The sequence below is a fragment of the Gimesia alba genome, assembly GCF_007744675.1.
Lineage (GTDB): Bacteria > Planctomycetota > Planctomycetia > Planctomycetales > Planctomycetaceae > Gimesia > Gimesia alba.
The window spans coordinates 6,441,833-6,461,851 of sequence record NZ_CP036269.1 but is presented as its reverse complement, the minus strand read 5'-3'; the positions used below and the strand labels follow the sequence as shown (position 1 = coordinate 6,461,851).

The 20,019-nt window shown below is 51.2% G+C and carries 16 protein-coding genes; 10 read left to right on the top strand and 6 right to left on the bottom strand.

Annotation, left to right across the window (positions count from 1 at the left end):
* Positions 1-22 precede the first annotated feature (22 nt).
* From Pan241w_RS24080 to Pan241w_RS24055, 6 genes are all read left to right on the top strand, one after another.
* Positions 23-1,450, top strand: a complete 1,428-nt coding sequence (locus Pan241w_RS24080) for a DUF1501 domain-containing protein (protein ID WP_145220743.1) — start codon at positions 23-25, stop codon at positions 1,448-1,450.
* A gap of 187 nt (positions 1,451-1,637) precedes the next feature.
* Positions 1,638-3,758 (top strand): flagellar biosynthesis protein FlhA, encoded by a 2,121-nt coding sequence (flhA, locus tag Pan241w_RS24075; RefSeq protein WP_198000117.1) that lies wholly within the window; start codon positions 1,638-1,640, stop codon positions 3,756-3,758.
* Positions 3,759-3,861: 103 nt separating this feature from the next.
* Positions 3,862-5,217, top strand: coding sequence for a flagellar biosynthesis protein FlhF (gene flhF / locus Pan241w_RS24070; protein ID WP_145220741.1), 1,356 nt, complete (start codon positions 3,862-3,864; stop codon positions 5,215-5,217).
* A 91-nt stretch (positions 5,218-5,308) separates the two neighbouring features.
* Positions 5,309-6,292: a P-loop NTPase gene (locus Pan241w_RS24065; protein WP_145220739.1), complete on the top strand. Its 984-nt coding sequence runs from the start codon at positions 5,309-5,311 to the stop codon at positions 6,290-6,292.
* Positions 6,293-6,664: 372 nt separating this feature from the next.
* Positions 6,665-6,886 carry a hypothetical protein gene (locus Pan241w_RS24060; protein ID WP_145220737.1) on the top strand — a complete coding sequence of 74 codons (222 nt, stop codon included), beginning with the start codon at positions 6,665-6,667 and terminating at the stop codon, positions 6,884-6,886.
* Positions 6,887-6,963: 77 nt separating this feature from the next.
* Entirely contained in the window at positions 6,964-7,740 is a 777-nt protein-coding gene (locus Pan241w_RS24055) for a FliA/WhiG family RNA polymerase sigma factor (protein ID WP_145220736.1), read from the top strand.
* Between the two features lie 170 nt (positions 7,741-7,910).
* Here the strand turns inward: Pan241w_RS24055 and Pan241w_RS29500 are convergent, their stop codons facing one another.
* Together Pan241w_RS29500 and Pan241w_RS29495 are read right to left on the bottom strand one after the other, a co-directional pair.
* Positions 7,911-8,114, bottom strand: coding sequence for a hypothetical protein (locus tag Pan241w_RS29500; RefSeq protein ID WP_198000116.1), 204 nt, complete (start codon positions 8,112-8,114; stop codon positions 7,911-7,913).
* Positions 8,096-8,341, bottom strand: coding sequence for a hypothetical protein (locus tag Pan241w_RS29495; RefSeq protein ID WP_198000115.1), 246 nt, complete (start codon positions 8,339-8,341; stop codon positions 8,096-8,098). Before Pan241w_RS29495 ends, Pan241w_RS29500 begins: the two co-directional genes overlap by 19 nt.
* 486 nt (positions 8,342-8,827) lie before the next feature.
* Between Pan241w_RS29495 and Pan241w_RS24045 the strand changes: the two genes are divergently transcribed.
* From Pan241w_RS24045 to Pan241w_RS24030, 4 genes are all read left to right on the top strand, one after another.
* Positions 8,828-9,217, top strand: coding sequence for a BlaI/MecI/CopY family transcriptional regulator (locus tag Pan241w_RS24045; RefSeq protein ID WP_145220734.1), 390 nt, complete (start codon positions 8,828-8,830; stop codon positions 9,215-9,217).
* The gene (locus Pan241w_RS24040; protein WP_145220732.1) at positions 9,214-13,137 is read left to right on the top strand and encodes a M56 family metallopeptidase; all 3,924 of its coding nucleotides are present in this window, start codon (positions 9,214-9,216) and stop codon (positions 13,135-13,137) included. Before Pan241w_RS24045 ends, Pan241w_RS24040 begins: the two co-directional genes overlap by 4 nt.
* Positions 13,138-13,518: 381 nt before the next feature.
* Entirely contained in the window at positions 13,519-15,537 is a 2,019-nt protein-coding gene (locus Pan241w_RS24035; protein WP_145220730.1) for a gluzincin family metallopeptidase, read from the top strand.
* Between the two features lie 16 nt (positions 15,538-15,553).
* The gene (locus tag Pan241w_RS24030; protein ID WP_145220728.1) at positions 15,554-17,083 is read left to right on the top strand and encodes a ComEC/Rec2 family competence protein; all 1,530 of its coding nucleotides are present in this window, start codon (positions 15,554-15,556) and stop codon (positions 17,081-17,083) included.
* An 80-nt stretch (positions 17,084-17,163) separates the two neighbouring features.
* Here the strand turns inward: Pan241w_RS24030 and Pan241w_RS24025 are convergent, their stop codons facing one another.
* The 4 genes from Pan241w_RS24025 to Pan241w_RS24010 all read right to left on the bottom strand — a co-directional run bounded on the left by Pan241w_RS24025 (position 17,164) and on the right by Pan241w_RS24010 (position 19,274).
* The gene (locus Pan241w_RS24025; protein WP_145220726.1) at positions 17,164-17,634 is read right to left on the bottom strand and encodes a hypothetical protein; all 471 of its coding nucleotides are present in this window, start codon (positions 17,632-17,634) and stop codon (positions 17,164-17,166) included.
* Positions 17,635-17,712: 78 nt separating this feature from the next.
* A complete protein-coding gene (locus Pan241w_RS24020) occupies positions 17,713-17,985 on the bottom strand; it encodes a hypothetical protein (RefSeq protein WP_145220724.1) in 273 nt (90 codons plus the stop codon).
* A gap of 350 nt (positions 17,986-18,335) precedes the next feature.
* Complete coding sequence (locus Pan241w_RS24015) at positions 18,336-18,758, bottom strand: hypothetical protein (RefSeq protein WP_145220721.1); 423 nt, start codon at positions 18,756-18,758, stop codon at positions 18,336-18,338.
* 138 nt (positions 18,759-18,896) lie between these two features.
* Positions 18,897-19,274 carry a hypothetical protein gene (locus tag Pan241w_RS24010; protein ID WP_145220719.1) on the bottom strand — a complete coding sequence of 126 codons (378 nt, stop codon included), beginning with the start codon at positions 19,272-19,274 and terminating at the stop codon, positions 18,897-18,899.
* Between the last annotated feature and the right edge of the window lie 745 nt (positions 19,275-20,019).

The following is a 20,019-nucleotide window of genomic DNA, read 5'->3' as shown; positions in this document are numbered from 1 at the left end:
GTGGCATTCAAGGAGACAGCGGATGAGTTTTGACGACCTCGTATTACGCGATCAGACACGACGCCACTTTTTTGAGAATTGCGCTGTGGGAGCCGGTGCGATGGGGCTGGCTGCACTGCTGCAGAATGAGCAACAGGCACAAGCGGGGCCTTCCGCGCTGGGGAAAACACATCATCCCCCCAAAGCCAAAAACGTGATCTATCTGTTCATGGCGGGAGGGCCGAGCCAGCTGGAGTTGTTTGACTTCAAACCCAAACTCCAGGAACTGGAAGGCAAAGTCATTCCCGAATCGTATGTCGAAGGCAAGCAGTTCGCGTTTCTGAAAAAAGACGCCAAGCTGCTGGGCACGCGCCGCAAATTCAAAAAGCATGGTGCCGCGGGAACGGAACTTTCGGATGCGGTTCCGCACCTGGCGAGTGTGGCCGACGATATTACGGTTCTGAAAAGTATGAAAACGGATGTGTTCAATCACGGACCGGCCAAACTGTTTATGAATACGGGCACACAGCAGTTCGGGCGTCCTAGTATGGGGGCCTGGGTGACGTACGGGATTGGCAGTGAATCACAAAATCTGCCCGGCTTTGTCGTGCTGCAGTCTGGTCCCCGCGGACCCCGTGGCGGGGCTCCTCTTTGGGGTAGCGGGTTTCTGCCGACCACGTATCAGGGCGTTCCCTTTCTGAATGGCGCCGATCCCATTTTGAATCTGTCCAGCCCGAAGGGAATTGATCAGAAACGGCAGTCCGAATTTATCGATACCGTGAACGAACTCAATGCGCTGCGTCTGGAAAAAACGCGAGATCCCGAAATCTCGACACGCATTTCCGCTTACGAAATGGCGTATCGCATGCAGTCCAGTGCACCAGAGTTGATGGACTTGTCCGGCGAAACCAAAGAAACACTCGATCTGTATGGCGTCGACCCGGCAAAGCCCTCTTATGCTCGTAACTGTTTGCTGGCACGCAGGTTAATCGAAAAAGGCTGCCGCTTTGTCCAATTGTACCACACCGACTGGGACCATCATGGAAATAAAGGGACTGATCTGGGCGATGCGCTGGATGCACGCTGTCTGGAAACCGATCAGGCATCGGCGGCACTCGTCAAAGATTTGAAACAGCGCGGGCTGTTAGAGGATACGCTGGTCATCTGGGGGGGAGAGTTCGGAAGAACCCCTCAGGGCGAACCCCGCGATCTGATCGGCCGCGATCATCATATCGATGCATTCACAATGTGGGTGGCTGGCGGCGGTTCGAAGCCGGGTGTCACAATAGGAGAAACTGACGAACTGGGATACTACTCGGTCGAAGATACGGTTCACGTTCGCGACTTTCATGCGACCGTGTTGCATCTGTTGGGCATTGATCACCATGAGCTTTCCTATTTTTACCAGGGTCTCGATTTTCGTCTAACGGGTGTGGAAGAAGCCCATCTGGTTCAGAAAATGTTGGCTTGAAACCAGGCTCTCGGCTGATACTGAAAAAAACTTGAACGAAATATTAAGAAATCCTCTGGACAGAATTTGAAGATTTCATTATCACTCGCCTCTCTCTCATCCATCTCAAAATCAAATCAATTCACTTCCTTACTGTTCTGTAATTCCTACTCACTAATCCAATTTACTGTATATCGCGGAGGCATGGATGCCACCGGAGTCTAAAACCGGTCTATCCGGATCAATCTTGCGCAATTCCGGGCTGATTTTCCCACTAGTCATAGTGAGTTCAGTTCTGGTGATCATTGCGCCGTTGCCTCCGTTCGTGATGGACTTCTTATTGTCTTGCAACATCACGGTTTCGGTCGTGATTTTGATGACGACAATCTACGTCAAACGCCCGCTGGAATTCAGTGTATTCCCTGCCATTCTGCTGGGTACCACGTTGGCGCGACTGGTGCTCAACGTGGCTTCCACCCGTTTGATTTTAACCCGTGGTGCTGCCGACGGAACGGCTGCTGCCGGCGGTGTGATTGAAGCCTTCGGTCAGTTTGTTGCCGGTGGTGAATTGGTAGTGGGACTGATTATCTTCGTGATTCTGGTCACGATTCAATTTATGGTGATTACCAAAGGTGCGACCCGCATCAGTGAAGTGGCCGCCCGTTTTGCACTCGATAGTATGCCCGGTAAGCAGATGGCGATCGACGCCGATTTGAATGCCGGTTTGATCAGTTCGGAAGAAGCCAAAGAACGCCGCAAAGAGGTTACCGAACAAGCCGACTTCTACGGCTCAATGGACGGTGCCAGTAAGTTTGTCCGCGGCGATTCCATTGCCAGTATTATCATTACGTTGATCAATGTGGTCGGTGGTCTGTATGTCGGCATGGTCGATCATGGCATGGAGTTGGGCAAAGCGGCAACCGTCTTTACCACACTCACGATCGGTGATGGTCTGGTCACACAGGTTCCCGGCTTCCTGATTTCACTGGCCGCTGGTTTGATTGTAACGCGAACTTCGGTTGACAGTAATCTGCCGCGTGACGTGGTCAGGCAGTTCTCCGGTCACCCCGAAGCCTTGTTCCTGGCATCAACGTTTCTGTTTGCACTGGCCTTTACCGGCTTGCCCGCGGGGCCGATGCTGGCATTGGCCGTGGGATGTGCCATTACCGGAACCCTGCGAAGAAAAGGCCAACAGGCAGCGGAAGTGATCAAACAAAAAGAAGAAACACAACAACAGGAGCAGCCTCGCCCCGAGCCCAAGCCTGAAGATCATCTGTTTGTTGATCCGCTGGAACTGGAGCTGGGCGTGGGCTTACTGCGAATGGCGGACCCGGCGACCGGCGGCGACTTATTGGATCGCGTGACCCGCATCCGACACAAAATTGCCCAGGAGCTGGGAATCATTCTGCCTAAGGTTCGCATCAGAGATAACATTCGACTGGGACAACGCGACTACCAGATTAAAATCCGCGATGTGGCCGTGGCCTGGGGAGCGATTTATCCCGACGGCTTATTGGCCATTGATACGGGAGCCACCAACGGCGACATTCCTGGAATCGACACTGTCGAACCAGCATTCGGTCGACCAGCGAAATGGATTGAACTGGGACAAAAAGAACGCGCCGAGTTGATGGGATTCAATGTGGTCGAACCCTCGGCTGTGGTGATTACGCATCTGACCGAAGTCGTTCGCGAACACAGCAGCGAACTGTTGACCCGCGAGCAGGTGCATGCCCTCATCGAAAACCTCAAGGAATCATCTCCCAAAGTGGTTGAAGAGCTGATTCCCGATGTGCTGAAAATTTCACAAGTGCAGCACGTACTTTCGAACTTGCTGCGTGAACGTGTGCCGATTCGCGATCTGGAAACCATTTTGCAGTCACTCGGCGATTATGCAGACCGCACCAAAGAACCCATGATTTTAACGGAATATGTCCGCAATGGTCTGGCCCGTAGCATCTGCCAGCAGTATCGCGACAGCAAACGCCTGTTAAGAGTCGTCACCCTGGATCCCGAACTTGAAGATGTGCTGATGTCGGGCATTGATTACAACGAACATGGGCTGGTTATCAAACTGGCTCCCCAGACCGGAGAAATGATTACGCAGGCAATTGCCAATCAGATTGAACCGCTGGTCGCTTCCGGCGGACATCCGATTGTGATCTGCAATCCGCAAATCAGAGCCGGCTTGAAACAGATTACCTCCCCCTTATTACCACGACTGGTGGTATTGAGCTTAAACGAAATTACCCGCGACACGGATGTCGAAGCGGTCGGCCAGATTTCGGCCAGTCACTTGAATCCAGAGCAAATGGTGGGGGCGGCATGAGTAACACAGATTTAAACACGAGACAAAGACGCTTTAAGAGAAAAGCTGGAATTCAGAGACTCCACAATACAAACAGAAACGTGAAATAGAGGAAACGTGAAACATGTCAGATGTTCGCACTTTCAAAGCCGCATCGATGCAGGAAGCACTGAACCTGGTTCGCCAGGAAATGGGCAGTGATGCCGTCATCCTGCAGACCAAGCAGGTTCCGGGCCGTAAAGGTCTCTTGCCCTGGTCCAAGCCCAAAGAAGAATTCGAAATCACAGCCGGTCTGGATATCAAAACACGTACCCCAGCCGCCGTGCAAAAAAATAACCGGGCAACTTCCGGCCTGCGTCATCGCGCCTCCAATTTGCAGCCCACGAATGCGAATGTGAATGCCTATACGGAATCAGATGCACCCACTGCTCCCGCCCAGCGAAGTGCGGCTCCTCCCCGTCGACCGGATCTACCGGAACGCCAGCCCGAATATTCTGCTGCACCGACTCCTCCGCGGGTTCGAAGTCGTTTTGATCAAAGAGCATCCGAGCGCATTCCGCGACAGAGTCCACCAGAACAGAAAGCCTATGACCCGACGGAAGAGTTCGCAGAAAAACTCAACGCCATTCAAGAGATGCTGGAATCTTTGGATCGCCGCACTCGATCACAGCGATCGACGGATGTCCCGACGGAGTTGTTCCAGATTTATACAAGTCTGATTGATGCCGAAGTCGATGAATCCATCGCGCATGAACTGATTACGAAGCTCAAAGAAAATGCGACACCCGAACAACTTAAAGACACCAATGCCAGCAAAGCACTGCTGGCTGCGTTAATCGAATCTCAACTCTCCTGTACCTCACCGATTCGGGCGGTTCCCGGACAACGCAAAGTGGTCGCACTGGTGGGACCGACGGGGGTCGGGAAAACCACCACGATTGCCAAACTGGCCGCGAACTTCCGATTACGTGATAACGTGAAAATGGGGCTGGTCACGGTCGACACCTATCGCATTGCCGCCGTCGAACAGTTACGCACCTATGCCGAAATTATTGATCTGCCGATGAAGGTCGTCAGCACACCCCGCGAGATGCAGCAGGCACTCGATGAAATGGTGGGCCTGGATCTGATTCTCGTCGATACCGCCGGCCGCAGTCCCAGCGATGATTTGAAAATTCAGGAACTCGAACAGTTGTTCCGCGAAGTGCCCATTGATGAAGTCTCTCTGGTCATGAGTATGACCTCCAGTTTGAAAAGTCTGGAAGCGATTGCAAAACGATTTCAGGTTGCCAATCCGACGTCGATGATTCTGACCAAACTGGATGAAGCGCCGGTGATGGGCAGTCTGTTGACTTTAAGTCAGAATGTTCAATTGCCCATGCGTTATCTGACGACCGGCCAGGACGTTCCCGATGATATCGAACCCGCCAATGCCGCTCGGATGGCCCGTTTGATTTTGGGAGAAGATCAATTGCGTTAATGCCGATGCAGATCGGACTTCATTATCAGGAATTCAAAAGTTTATCACAGGCGTTTTGTTTAAAACGAAATTTAGCGAAAAGGGAAGCCAGATGGCTCCAGTTGTCAATGAAATCTTAGTGAGTCAGGCAGAAGTCATTTCTACTGATCCAACGACGGAGAATCTTCAGCCGTCTCTCGCATCGCGGGGCGACCAGGCCAAGGTTCTGCGTGGTCTGATGGAACAACGGCAGCCGGGAATCATTGAGAAAGACAAATCAACACGCTGTCGGACACTTGCGGTTTGCAGTGGAAAAGGGGGCGTCGGAAAATCAGTCATTTCTCTGAACCTGGCGTTGGCGCTGGCACAATCGGGGGCCTCGGTTTGCCTGATGGATGTGAATCTGGCGCTCGGAAATATCGATTTACTGAGTCGTTTAAACGGCTATTGGAATCTGTCGCATGTGGTCAGCGGTGCCCGTTCTTTAAAAGAAATTCAACTCGAGGGACCTTTAGGAGTCAACGTGGTCACCGGTGCCAGCGGCCTGACCGATTTAGCCGACTGCTCGGAAGCGGTTCGCAAAGATGTGCTGGGGCAAATGCAGGAACTGGAAGCGACACACGATTATCTGATTTTAGATAACGGCACTGGCATTCATCGCAGTATCCGGCAGTTTGTCACAACCGCCGACGATGTGTTGATCGTGACCACTCCCGAACCAACGGCGATTGCCGACGCTTATGCCACGATCAAATCGTTATCGACCATTCAATCATTAGAAATACAGACGCTGGTCAATCAATTTACTTCTGAAGACCAGGCCGAGAATGTCTTTCAGCAACTCAAGAAAACCACCGAATTATTTTTACACACCGGCTTAAGTCAGGCTGGTCAGATTCCGCATGATCTGCATGTGGTACAGTCCGTTTATGACCGGGAGCCTTTTGTATTAAGTCACCCGGATTGTCCCGCGTCGGAGGCAATTTATAAACTGGCCGATCATCTGATCGATCTGAATAAAGTCAAAGAACCGAAACACAAACAAGAGTCTTACTTTCCGCGGCTTTGGAAGCGCTTGCTTGGTGAAGCCGCATAACACTCAGGAATTACGGTAAGAAATCACAGGAAATTCTCTCTCATCTCTCTCTGTTCCTGTTCTTTCTCACTCTTGAGTCACATCATTTTACGAAACCCTTAACAACTGATTTTTGACTGGGCGTGCAGACATTCGTCTGTATTGTCGTGGTTCAACTACTGGTAAATGCTGAGGTTAAAGCAATATCAGGGGATCGCGGTACGCATGCAGGAACGATGAAATGTTAGGTTTTAACGATTAATTAAATTGTAGGAGAAAGGTTAAATTTTCTGGAGCAGGACGCCGATATAAAAAGATAGACGAGCGAAGGTCCCTTCGGAGTGAAGTGAAATTCATTCCGGACATTTTTCAAACTCTATCCGGGAATATTCTGTGGCCCTGCATTATGCATTTCGATTATCGCTAATCGCTTTTGCGACTGAATCAGTGCGAGGGATTCTCTCTCATGCTGATTTCATTGGCGCGACTCAATCCGCATTAGTAGCTGCAGTCATATTTTTTGGTCTCGGTCTGGTGCTCGGGGAAGTTGCCGCTCGACTGGTTGAAGAATCAGCGCGAGCAAGTTTTGAAAAATGGAAAAATAATCTTGATTAATTATAGAACGTTTTAGCAGTCATACTTTTCATCTCTAACCCATTTGAAACGGCTGTATGTTGATCACGGAGGAGTAAATGGCCATCAAAGCCAGTGAAGAAATCGCAGAAATCTGGAAGGTATTCAAGCAGGATCAATCCAACCAGGCTTTGCGTAACAAGCTCATAGAGCAATACGTTCCCCTGGTTCGTTATAATGCAGAACGGGTGTGGGCCAAACTACCCGAAGGTGTGGATTTGAACGACCTGATTTCGGCTGGTGTGTTCGGTCTGATGGATGCCATTAATGCATTCGATCTGGAACGGGGCGTCAAGTTTGAAACCTATTGCGTGCCCCGTATTCGTGGTGCCATGCTGGACGAACTGCGTACGATGGACTGGGTGCCGCGACTGGTTCGCAGCAAAGCCAGTAAGCTGGAAGCGGCCCGCAAAGCCGCCGAAGCAGAACACGGCAGACCTCCTGCGGATGAAGAAATCGCCCGCAAAATGCAATTGTCGCGTAAAGAGTTTGATAAACTCAAAAACGAAGCCAACGCCGTCGGCTTGGTAAGTTTGAACAAAAAATGGTACGAAACGGATAGTTACAAAGACGTCCGAGAAGTCGATATTCTCGAAGACGCCAAAGGCGAAGATCCCACCAAGAGCATTCAGAAACGGGATCTGATGCGACTGGTCACCAAAGGCCTGAACCGCAACGAGCGTCTGATTATCATCCTGTACTACTACGAAGAACTGACCATGAAAGAGATCGGTACCACCCTGGGCCTCTCCGAATCCCGCGTCAGCCAGATGCACTCCAGCATCGTCAACCGCCTGAAAGAACAACTGGGCCGCCGCCGTCCCGAATTCGCTTAATCAAGCCTGTCATTATTTGTGTATACACACAAGGTCTCCCTGTTTAGGGAGGCCTTTTTTTGTGTGTGCTGGGTGTTTTTATTTAATAGTTCTGAGGGTTGTTAAAAAAACAACTTTACAGAAATCAACGAAAACCGGGGCTAACGCCCTGCGGCTAATTTTTCTGTTTGTTAATGGATATCTCTGGCTTTTCGGTCCTGTGCTTCTGCTGTATACAGGATGACCTGTTCCAGTTCCTCTTCGGAATTCACACAGTGCCAGTCGCCGCCAACGGTCCAGACGGGGCGGTCCATGAACACAGGCCAGCCTTGCCGAATGACTCGTGTGCAGTTGGCCTTGATTTGATCTCGCACTTTCACCGTTGGACAAGCCAACGGTGCCACCCGCCGCACAGTCGGGCAGTTTCGTTTTCCACTGCCGATCGTTGAGCTTTGTCGAGCAGAATGACGTCGTGCTTGAGCCGATCACGGTGCCACTGTTCCAGAAACAGTTGAGGAGTCCGCGAACCTTTGCCACGAGACCGCCACCACCGCACGTCACCCTGCAGGAAGGTACCATACACTGTAAACGTTATGAAATAAGCCAGCGGTTGATCATGCATCGACACCCCACCCTGTTACACGTCAGGCATTAGAGATCATTAGCCGCAGGGCGTTAGCCCCGGTTCTTGTTGAGCTAACATAATCCACGGCTAACACCGTACGGCTGTTTTTTGTTGTACTTTGCCAGTCATTGTTCTAACACATTGTTCATGAAGATGATATTCAGTTCTTGTTTTCTATTCTGTCACCTGCCGGGTGTTTGCCTCGGTTTTGATACTGAGATATTTCTGAACCGGGGCTAATGCCCTGCGGCTAAATTTTCTATTTGTTAATGGATGTCTCTGGCTTTTCGGTCCTGTGCTTCTGCTGCATACAGGATGACTTGTTCCAGTTCCTCATCGGAATTCACACAGTGCCAATCGCCTCTCCCCTACCTTTAGGGAGTAAAATCGGCTTGACGTAGCGAATTCCTTCGCTATAATCGTGAGGCAGATAGCGAATTCTTTCGCTATTCTGGTGCAACGACTCGTATGGGGGAGAACGCGATGGCACGACCAGCGTCGAATCAGCCGACCGAGGTTGAATTACAGATATTGCGGATTCTGTGGCACAATGGGCCCAGTCCTGTGCGCGACATACATCAGGGATTGCAAGCCGACAAACAAACCAATTACTCGACGACAGTCAAGATGTTGGCCGTCATGTTGGAGAAGGGGCTTGTCAAGCGTGACGAAACCGTCTCTCCGTACGTTTATCAGGCTGCCATCACGCAACAGCGTACGCAGAAGAAAATCCTCGACTCCCTGGTTCAGCAAGTTTACGACGGCTCGCGCATGAGTCTGGTGATGCAGGCGCTTTCAACGGGTCGGGCATCTGCTGAGGAAATCGAAGAAGTGCGCGCACTTCTCGACAAACTCGAAAGGAAGCAGTCATGAGCAGTCTCGTACCGATCCAGGAAACAGTGGGTGCTCTTCTTCTGGCGTCCGATATCTTCAATTCAGTAAATATAGAGCTGGTTGATCGAATTGGCTGGACGCTGCTCAACAGTATCTGGCAGTTCACGCTGTTGATGATCATCTACCTGGCCGTGGAACGACTGCTGGCAAAGAGATCGCCTCAGGCCCGTTATCTGGCCGGAGTTCTGACAATGGGATTCATGTTGTCGGCGTTACCGGTGACATTTCTGGTGCTGGGCCAGCATTCATTGACATCGGTGGTGTCGGAATGGCAAACAGAAGGGGCGAATCTGTCTGAGCCGAGACTGAATGAAAACTCCGAGCATGACGCAGCACGGAGTAGCACGAGCAGCGAAGAGCTGGCTCTGCCGGGAACTCGAAGTTCGGAGTTTTCTCAAGCAGACAGCGAATTTTCCGCCGAGGTGAATCCGTCTTCGAATGCCGAGCACGGCGGCGAGCATAGCGATACAGCGTTGTCTGGACACAAGAAATATTTCGGAGGCGGCGGTTACTCGATTTCCGAGGCTTTGATGAAAACCAGTCAATTGGTACATCCGTGGTTGCCTATTGTGGTCTACTGCTGGATTCTGGGAACACTCCTCGCATCAGTTCGCCCGGGGCTGGGCTGGCTGACGGTTCACAAGTTGAAAACATCGGGATCAACGCCCGTTCCCGAATCAGTGCGGCAGCTTCTACTTGAAACTGCGCGGCGGGTTGGATTGTCGACGCGCGTTGATGTTATTCAGTCATCACTGGTGACGGTACCCGGAGTGGTCGGCTGGTTCAGACCTGTGATCCTGCTCCCGGCCGGAGTTGTGACGGGACTGACGACACAGCAACTGGAGGCCATTCTCGCGCATGAACTGGCACATATTCGACGACACGACTATCTGATTAATCTGCTTCAGGCACTCTTGGAAACCGTTTTATTTTATCATCCTGCAGTCTGGTGGGTTTCTCACAGAATTCGTTTACACCGCGAAGATTGCTGCGACGAATGTGCTGTATCGCAGGTCTCAGATCGAGTGACTTACGCTGGCGCATTGCTGGCCGTGCATGATCTGCGAGGGAGCGTTCCCATGCCCATGCTCTCTGCCAAAGGGGGCTCGCTGCACGCTCGAATCCGGCGGATTGTGGGCCAGGAAGAACCGCTGTCCGCTTCCTCGGGGTGGTGGATGGCGTTGACGCTCGCCGGATTGATGATCGGGGCCATTTATCTGGCCAACGCGGACAAGCAGGCCTCTGCTGGTTCCGAGGAATTTGCGACACGAACAGTTCGGGTCGCCAAACCAGAAAAAGTCAGCGCGGTTGAAGAACATTCCGAAAAGAAGCCGGCTAACGCATCCGAATTTCAATCCGCCTTCTTCAGGGCGGATGAGCAGGCGCCTGTTCTGAGCAAGCTTGAATCTCTCGGGCTCTACAAAGCAACGACGTTCGACATGCGCGGTCCCAAAAAGCAGACAGCCTACCGTGTGCGGCTCTTCGGTAGAGTGCCGGAGGACGCCTGGCCATTGATCGGGAAACTGGGGACGCTGCGATACGTCAACCTCACCGGCGTCAATACGTCGTCGAGGAATCTGCGATTTCTCATTCGCGCCCGTTCAAGGTGGGACGCTCGAGTACCCCACCCCTGTTTGCGCGAACTCCATGTGGTCAATTCCCGTTTCGAACCAGTCGATCTGGCTCTCCTGGAATCACAACCCTATTTGCAGAAACTCAACGCGATGCTGACGGTCTTCAAACTGACTTCAGACGAACGCAGGTCGCGGCTGGGAAAACTTTCAAATGAGGAACAGCAACGATTTTCGACGATCGCTCGTGCAGACGGCAGTCGTACTCATATCGCCCAGGCTGCCATTCTGACGGATCGTGCCATGGTACGACTCAAAAATTTGACGCAACTCCGCGAGTTGATCCTGATTAATACGTTTGTCTCGGAAGCCAGTCTTTCAGCGCTGTCTGAAATGTCACAGCTCCAAGTGCTTGAGTTTCCACTCATCACACCCCTGGACGAATCGAAAGCACAAGTCTTCAAACAGATGCAGGCGCTTCGCAAGTTGTCGCTACCCGCGATCGGGCCTGGTACGGGGGCAGTCCTGGCGGGTTTGCCCGCTTTAGAAGAGCTGGACACGCGGAGTCTGACCGATCAATCGGCGGCTGAACTTGCTGGTGCCCCAAAGCTGAAGCGACTCACGCTCTGGTCCAACAACCTGACCGATGCGGGGCTGCAACAACTGGGCCGAATTAAGTCGCTCGAACGGCTTGATATCCGGGCCAACGATGGTCCGTTGACGCTTCAGGGAATTGCTCAGTTCCAGGCAACGCGACCGGACTGCGAGGTGATTCATTCCTTGAAGCAGCCTGAGCTAAATGAAAACGTGCGGAAGCTCCCGGCTGACTTATTTGTTGTTGGTTTCAATTGGACCGGAGCGCGTTCGCGCGAGGAACTCCTGAAGCATGCTAAGGAAAAGTTTGGCGATTCCCAATTCTGGGTCGAAGTCCAGCCGCAGACGCGGAAGGGATATCTCGGAGCACTGGCGCTCGTGCGCGGAAAGTCCGGACGTGACTGGCTGACTGCAGCGTTAAACTCCAGCGAAGACTACACGGTTAAAATGGTGGTACCATTGACGCACCAGTTACTGCGTACAGAAGGCGTGGATTTCCGTGTGCTCAGTCAGAACAATCAAGAGGAAACTTCGGATAATTCCAGCAAAAAGGCGAAGACGAAAACGCGTCCTGAGTCAAAAGAAGGGACCTCTGCAACGTCGGCAACTTCTGGCAGCGGTCAAGCGGACGACCTGAGTCTTCCGCCGTTTGATGAATTCATAGAACAACTGCGAAAGACGAATCAGACCGAAGCGGCAAACTACCTCACGGGGCGCCGTGAGTCTCTTCTCAAAAGGTTGGAAGGTCATCCGACAGCCGTGTTGGTTTACGGGCAAATCGTAGCTCCCGAAGGAGAACCGCCGCAGTTGTGCAACGCGCAAATGAAAATCATCAAAGGGGGCTATTTTATCGGCAGTGTTGGGAACCTCGCGAAACCTGTTGGTTTTCGTATGTTTGGCTGCCGAAAAGTCGATCTCGTTCCGCGCGAAGCCGGTGGTGATCAAGTCAAATCGGGCGACACGGTTTCACTGGGACGGATTGTGATGCAACCCTATGCACGCGAAGAATTAGCGACTGTTCGTGGTCGCCTGAAATTTGGCCGAGACATCGCTGTCTCCGCTGTCCGCATTCGCGTTGTGATAGATCCAGCGAAAACGAACAGCATCTCCGGTGGAACGGACGGCTTTCTGGAATGGCCGGAAAAGGAACAGGTGACGATCGGAAAAAACTTTGAGTTTGAACATCGTCAGCTGGCTCCTTTGCCTCACCGACTTGAGATCGAGTCCCCCGGCCACCGGCGCGTGTTCCGCAACTTGCATCTGACTTCCGGAGGAACGCTTGAATTGGGAACCATCGAAGTTCCTGCAGCTCCCCAATTCGAAGTCGAACTGCGGACGGCAGACACTCTTGATTTCAGCAAGGCCAAACAGCGGAAGGTTCACGTATTTCTGGATGACGTGTGGAAGTCGAATCCGGACAACCCCATGCTGGCGAAATACTCAGGCGGCGATATGCGGTTTGTCATGCGTCGCAACCGGTATGTCCGTCGTGGAAGGGCTATTTTGAGTGAAGAAAACCAACCGGAGCTTGTGACTTTACACAGTGGTGTCGCCTCTTTGAAGATTGCCGATCTGGGGGAGGGAGATCTCAACAGTCACTTAATGCCGTCAGTACTACGTAAAGACCTGTCTTCTGCTCGGGAGATTCCGATTCGCGAAGGGCACGTTTACCTGACCTGGCATACATACTGGAAACACTGGACGCTGTTGCAGGTGAAGATCCAAAAGGACTGATTCCTTGAAGACTGTGTACGCAGTTAGCTAGTGTTTGCCCGACAGATTTCAATTTTCTAATTGGTCCTGCTTCATCACCAGCGATTGCTAGTTTCAGTGCGGATGGTTCTCTGCGTGGTTGCGGTGCGATCTGATAGAATTTGTTGTCATGTGTGTGACAGTTTATTTCTAAATCGACGATAACCGGGGCTAACGTCCTGCGGCTGATAGTTAGGGGGGGAGTCTCACGTTCAGTTTTTTCAGGGTGAATCAGGGATACGATTGGGAATTCTTTGTGGATGTGGAGTGTGAAAAACAAATTAATGGTTGACACGCGGTGATGTTATGTCACTCTATACGCTAGTGTATTAGAACTGACACATTGCAGCCAGGACGATTCTCATGCATCCACGACACCGAAACCTGAAGGGTTACGCCTTTGACCCTTCACTCTCGCTGCTGATTGACACGGTTGATATCAACACAATTGTCTATCGAATTCCGTGGGAAGAACTCAAACCCGGACCGATAGGCGAGTACGTCGAAGTTGTTGACTACGATCCCACAATCAGGCAAATGTATCAACCCGTCGACTTGAATGGTGAATTTGAGCTGGTCAATAATGGTCTGGATCCCAGTGAAAGTAATCCGCAGTTTCATCAGCAGATGGTTTACGCGGTGTCGATGGTGACCATCAAAAACTTTGAAAAAGCACTCGGTCGAAAACTGTTCTGGGCCACGCGTTTGAAAGAGGGGTCGGGTGCTTATGAAGATTATGTTCCCCGCCTGCGGATCTACCCGCACGCCCTGCGCGAGGCCAATGCCTATTACAGTCCGCTGAAGAAATCGATTCTCTTCGGCTATTTTTCCGCGACTCCCAATAATGTCGCCTTACAGATGCCTGGTTCCCTGGTGTTTACGTGTTTGAGCCATGACATCATTGCCCATGAAGTCACTCACGCCATTCTGGATGGTCTGCATCGTGAATACAATCAACCTTCCAATCCCGATGTCCTGGCCTTTCATGAGGCATTCGCCGATATCATTGCTCTATTTCAGCACTTTACGTTTCCGGAGGTGCTGAAGCATCAGATCAGCCGGACCCGGGGGAATCTGGATGATCAGAATCTGCTGGGGCAACTGGCTCAGCAATTTGGAGTTTCGATCGGGCGTTACGGAAGTTTACGTAATGCACTGGGACGCTACGACGAATCCGGCCAGTGGGTTCCCCAGAAACCTGATCCGGCAGAGTATCAGGAAGTCATGGAGCCGCATCATCGGGGAAGCATTCTGGTTGCCGCAGTCTTTGAGGCATTTCTGACCATTTATAAACGACGGATCCAAGACCTGTTACGGATCGCCACCGCCGGCTCCGGTGTGATACCGGAAGGCGAACTTCCCCCAGATCTGGTCAATCGCCTGGCAAACGAAGCCTCGAAGTCGGCCCAGCACATTTTGAATATGTGTATCCGGGCAATCGACTATTGTCCGCCCGTTGACATTACTTTTGGCGATTTTCTTCGGGCGATCATTACAGCCGACTTTGATTTGGCTGATGACGACAAGTATCACTATCGTCTTGCGTTCATCGATTCCTTCCGCCGCCGCGGAATCTATCCCAGCAATCTGAAAAACCTGAGCGAAGAGAGCCTGCGTTATCCTTCCCCGATGAATCTGTCCGAAGAGACCCAGCGCAGCATTCGCATTCTGGTCGAGTTTCTGAAACAGTATCGCGGAAGGTTATTGTATGAAACTGATCGCGAAAAAATCTTTAACATCACGAGAACCTATATTGCAGGTAGTTCAAGTGTGACCGGGTTACACCGGCGTTTGACTCAGAAATTCAAGATTACCTACGAATTTGAAAAGCTGACCGGACTGATTTTCAACTGGGAAAAATTTGATTTTGGCGACTCGGTGGTGCGCGATCGTCCCTCGTTTCAGGTACAAAACCTGCGCATTGTCTCGCGGGTCGGGCCGGACGGCAAAATTGTCAATCAGATCGTATTCAGTCTGATTCAACGAATGGGAGTCGTGATCCATGGTGGAAAATTTGTTCGCTACTACGATCCTCTACATGAAGAACGACCTACCGGCGGCTTCGAAGTCCAGGGGGGCTCGACACTGATATTTGATCTGGATTACGAAGAGAAGCCGAAAACAAAAGAGAAGTCGAATTCAAAACAGAAGCAGAAAACCGAAACTGAAACAGTGCGGCTCAAATATGCGATCTCGAAACCGTTGTTTGAACCAAAGCGATTGGATGGAAGTAAGACGCGACTCCCCAGTGCCCGGATTATGAGCCAGCACGAATTCCAGACTGAAGTCTTGCCAGACACGGTTTCCGAATTCGCGCACTATTTCGGCCTGGGGCTCGACAATCGATTTGGTCACATGTTTTCCATCCTGCACAACCACTAAGCATCAGGGTTCAGTAATGCCTGACAATCCGAAAAAAAATATCACTTCTGTAAAAGTCCGCATGTACAAAATGGGGACGGGAGACTGTATTTCGCTGAAGTTTCAACATGAGGCGGAAACCACTTACACGATGTTGTTTGATTGCGGCTGCATCAGTGGATCGAAGGCCAGGCTCACGCCGTTTGTCGAGGAACTGATTAACGATCTTGATGGTCATGTTGACGCACTGGTGATTACGCACGAGCATCAGGACCATGTCCTCGGCTTTCAGCGTTGTGAAGAATTATTTGTCGAAGGGCTTTCTGTCGGCGAATTGTGGATGGGTTGGACGGAGAACGATGCCAAACCCAAAGTCAAGAAATGGAAAACGGACTATGGACAGAAAAAGATGGCTCTTGCGAGAGCCGCCCGGCAGTTAAATGAGGATATGAATTCCGCGAATTTTAAAAACCAGTTGGCCGGTTCGCTGGCTGCGGACGAACTGTTGTCGTTTCACCAGAATTTTGCGGAATCGGTGCAGGGCTTTGCCAGTCTGCATGTGAACGAGGATGAGAGGGAATACAAGGGCCCGCTGAAAGGAATGCAAATTGCCAAAGAGAAATTGGAACGGCAGCATGAGATTAATTATCTCTCACCCCGCGAGATCCTCTACGATATCGAAGGTCTGGATGGGGTTCGAATTTTTGTTCTCGGGCCGCCGACGTCTCACGCTGAAGTTGCCAAGGAAAGTGGGGAGGCAGGCGAATCCTATCAGCATAACAAGAAGCTGGATCCTGAAGACTATGCGCTCGACTCATTGCGTTTTCAGCTTCAGGATAGCGACTATTTTACCCGGACGATGAATTTTGACGGCGATGTTTCCAGCAATACGACCCTCGCCCCGTTTTCCGCTTCCGCGTTTGCTTCAAAGTCGACTTTCCGCAAATCTCCCTATGAGGACCCCAAGGAGGCCTGGAGGCGGATCGATTATGAATGGTTACAAAGTTCAGCCAATTTGGCCTTGCGCATGAACAGCCTGACGAACAACCTGAGCCTGGTACTGGCGATCGAATTTGAAGAAAGCGGCAAGGTGATGCTGTTTCCCGGAGATGCCGAGTTCGGGAGTTGGGAAAGCTGGCAGGGGATTGAGTGGAATAAAGTATTGCCAGGTTCTGACCTGACGACGGAAGATCTTCTGAATCGGGTTGTCTTTTACAAGGTGGCCCATCACCTGAGTCACAATGGGACGGCACAGAGCATCGGGCTCGAAATGATGAATCATCCTGATCTGGTCGCCATGGCCACGCTCAATTATGACGTGATCAGTTCAGGATGGAAATCGACGATGCCGAACCGTGCCATTTTGAAGGCGCTGCTCGAACGAACCAAAGGAAGAACGATTATCCAAAATACCGATCAACTGTTTTTTGATCTGGACAACGAAATTCCGCTCGCTGACAAAATCACAGAATACCAGGGAAAAATGGCAGCAGATGAGCACCAGCAATACACGGACTCCCTGATCGAAAATGATAAGTATGTCGAGGTTTCCATCTCTACGAGGTAGGCTGCTTCCGTTCGACGACGAACGGTTGTTACCAATGTGTCCGTACTAAATAGCTTGTCCGACAGTGCTTCATTCCTAGTTCATTTGACCTCAACTTTCAAACTGCCGATGTTCTTCCCTTTGAAATCGGATCGGGAGATGGTATAGACCTCGGTCCAGTCTTTCAGCTTGAGTTTTTTTCCGGGCCCATATGATTCCTGTTCAATTACGTCGGAGCGGAGCAGTAGCGGTAGTTTTGCGGTGAAGAGGTTATTTTTGCCACCAACTTTGGCATGGAGATCGATCCTGTGGTTCAATGGGACAACAGCAAGATAGAGTCCGGTCTTGTCTGTCTTTACCAGTTCCCGCTGAATCTGCTTTCCGTTGAAGAAGAAGCGTAGCTCTGAGATTGGTTTATCCGTCTCGAATTTGAGAACGGTTACTGTATTAATCTTGGCAACGATGCTGTCTCGATTGAGATTACGCTTCGGAAAGTTGGAACGTTTTCGGTCTGCTGCGTCTGCGCTACAGATCATTGCCATGAAGAGAAGTAGAAAAAGACGTGGTTTCATTTTTATCTCCTTTTCAATCGGACAGAATCACCTGCATGTTCCCATCAGGAGGATGTATTAGGATTGCCAGGTTGATGGTCAGTTCATTCGAGTGACAAGCCAATGGGCGGCGAGGCCGTCGCGAAGGACTACGATGCCTTCTACACCTGACATTGTCGACCATGTCCAGGCAGGAGTTCGGAACCGCCAAACCTCGTCTTCGTTTCGTAGCAGGTCGCCCGGATCTCCGGAGTTCTGTAATTCGCTTCTCGCCTGAGCTACGGTGATCTTCTCGGACATGAGTGCGCGAAGCGTGGTGCCAGCGAGAGGGATCTCTTCCGGGTTTCGCAGTCCCAAAGATTGTTTTCGCATGACTTTTTAAGCCTCACCGTAGACAGGAATATATTCTGACTCAATTTATCAGGACCGCGAATGGCGATCAATTGGGATTCCTGTGCACGCGGAAGATTATTGGTAGGTTCAAAACCGGCGGCTAGGTAGCGTTTCACATTTCGAATATCTCTTTGCAAATGGAAGAAAACCGGGGCTAACGCCCTGCGGCTAATGGGCATTTATTACGGTCATAGTCCTTAAAATAAGAGCAACAGCACACTGTCGGCCACGGAGAATTATTACATTGATAACTCTATAGACCACAAAATCACTCTCAGAACTAATAAATATACGCTACCTCGCGCCGTGCCGCTCAGGGTGGATGGTGGTTATTCTTTGTCTGGGTCGAGCCTGGGAGTGCCGTCTGTCTTGCGCATCGGGTAGAGCGTAATCGAAATCGAGAACCCGGCATTGGCAACCTGCGTGAGCAGGTCAAGCGGGAAAGCGTAATTAAATCCCCATGAGTCCCAGCAATCGAATCCGACGTTGAAATCGCGTTTTGTGCAGGCGGCAAGTTGAGCCGTGGCTGAATCAGATAACTTTGCGATCGCAGCAAGAAAGGCACCGATGTCGTTCGGGGCGTCTGACTGTAGTTGATTTGCCTCGTAGCAAGCCGACCATGTACCGTTTGCAGTTTCCGCGTAGTGCAAAGGACAGCACAAAGCGGCGAGTTCCGTGTGGAGAACATCAAACGCGAACGGCGAAAGCAAATCGAGGTCTGTGTTGACATACCTGGTATCGACGTCAGTCAATGGGGCTCCCTTTCTTCAGGTGAATTACGATCGGCATCACCAGACCAGGAAAGTTGATTGTCTACGTCAAAACGCTCGCAAGCCCCGTTCCGGTGTATGCCATGGTGATCCGCCACTTTGAGTTACAACCAGCGGGGATCAATCAGTGGAATCCGGTTTCTCGGAATTCTTTTTGTCCCGGTCGAGGTAGCGTTTGGCACGTTCACCCAGCGCACGAATCGTCTTGTCCGAACTCTCCGTCGCAGTTTCGGAAAGTCGTTTTGCATCCATACTCTTGATGGTCTCGACAGCCTTGCCGGCTCCGGCTCCGATGACAGGTTGCACGTCATCCGCGAACGATTGGAACCGCGCTTCGACACGTTCCGTCGTGGCGACAGCACGTTCCAGTTTGGGGATCATCATCGCTACCAGGGCGACCAGCAGCACAACCATCACAACAAGATTTGCGATAGAAACCCATGTCAGTCGCTTCACGTATGCGGTCAGTTCAGCATTGTGTGTTTCGTCAGTTGCCATAATGTTTGCATTCAGTCTAGAAAGATTTCAGTCGGATCAATATTGATAGCCAAAATTTGAGACGGTTTCAATCTATCAGAATGTATGTTCATGATCAATGAATTTCAGTGCGGGGTGTTTATCTGCGTGGGGGCGGGGATATCTGGTAGGATTTGTTTTGCGTGAGAGTTTGTTTTTGAGGGCTTAGGTTTCCTGTATCAAAAACGGCGGCTAGCGCCGACCCGCTCAGGGTGGGTGGATTTTCTTTTGTTTGATCGCTGTTGGCAAGCCAAAAGCGACATAGGCTGCCATGGTCTGGTTTGTTTTTTGCTACCACGAAAAACACGAAAGGGCACGAAAAGTCAATTTTGTTTTCTGTAAGAACATTCGTTGGGGCTGACATAAATTACGTCGATACCGCGGGCGGCCACATAGGGCCGCACCCTACTTTTTTCTGGTATGAAATCGTGACTATTTTCAGGAAGGGCGTGGGGCGGTCAAGGGGGAGAGAAACGAAATGGTTGGCGAAGGAGTGCAGATGTGTGTTGGGGCTGTGGTGGGACTGGTTGACAGGGGGGCGGTTGTGTGGCGATGTGTGTCGACCCGCATAACTTTTCGAGGATTCCATTTGAATAATCGTTCTAAAACAAGCGTTTTTTTGCAGGTGCGGTTAAAACCGGTTTCACTTTTTCACCTGAACCAGTGGTGCTCACGCGCGCGACGCGCAACTGGGATGATGGCGAAGTGCGGGAGGGCGTCAAGAGGA

Excerpts from the sequence above, each read along its gene's own strand:
- Pan241w_RS24080 (WP_145220743.1), top strand. The coding sequence starts at position 23 with ATGAGTTTTGACGACCTCGTATTACGCGATCAGACACGACGCCACTTT.
- flhA (WP_198000117.1), top strand. The coding sequence starts at position 1,638 with ATGCCACCGGAGTCTAAAACCGGTCTATCCGGATCAATCTTGCGCAAT.
- flhF (WP_145220741.1), top strand. The coding sequence starts at position 3,862 with ATGTCAGATGTTCGCACTTTCAAAGCCGCATCGATGCAGGAAGCACTG.
- Pan241w_RS24065 (WP_145220739.1), top strand. The coding sequence starts at position 5,309 with ATGGCTCCAGTTGTCAATGAAATCTTAGTGAGTCAGGCAGAAGTCATT.
- Pan241w_RS24055 (WP_145220736.1), top strand. The coding sequence starts at position 6,964 with ATGGCCATCAAAGCCAGTGAAGAAATCGCAGAAATCTGGAAGGTATTC.
- Pan241w_RS29495 (WP_198000115.1), bottom strand. The coding sequence starts at position 8,341 with ATGCATGATCAACCGCTGGCTTATTTCATAACGTTTACAGTGTATGGT.
- Pan241w_RS24045 (WP_145220734.1), top strand. The coding sequence starts at position 8,828 with ATGGCACGACCAGCGTCGAATCAGCCGACCGAGGTTGAATTACAGATA.
- Pan241w_RS24040 (WP_145220732.1), top strand. The coding sequence starts at position 9,214 with ATGAGCAGTCTCGTACCGATCCAGGAAACAGTGGGTGCTCTTCTTCTG.
- Pan241w_RS24035 (WP_145220730.1), top strand. The coding sequence starts at position 13,519 with ATGCATCCACGACACCGAAACCTGAAGGGTTACGCCTTTGACCCTTCA.
- Pan241w_RS24030 (WP_145220728.1), top strand. The coding sequence starts at position 15,554 with ATGCCTGACAATCCGAAAAAAAATATCACTTCTGTAAAAGTCCGCATG.
- Pan241w_RS24025 (WP_145220726.1), bottom strand. The coding sequence starts at position 17,634 with ATGAAACCACGTCTTTTTCTACTTCTCTTCATGGCAATGATCTGTAGC.
- Pan241w_RS24020 (WP_145220724.1), bottom strand. The coding sequence starts at position 17,985 with ATGCGAAAACAATCTTTGGGACTGCGAAACCCGGAAGAGATCCCTCTC.
- Pan241w_RS24010 (WP_145220719.1), bottom strand. The coding sequence starts at position 19,274 with ATGGCAACTGACGAAACACACAATGCTGAACTGACCGCATACGTGAAG.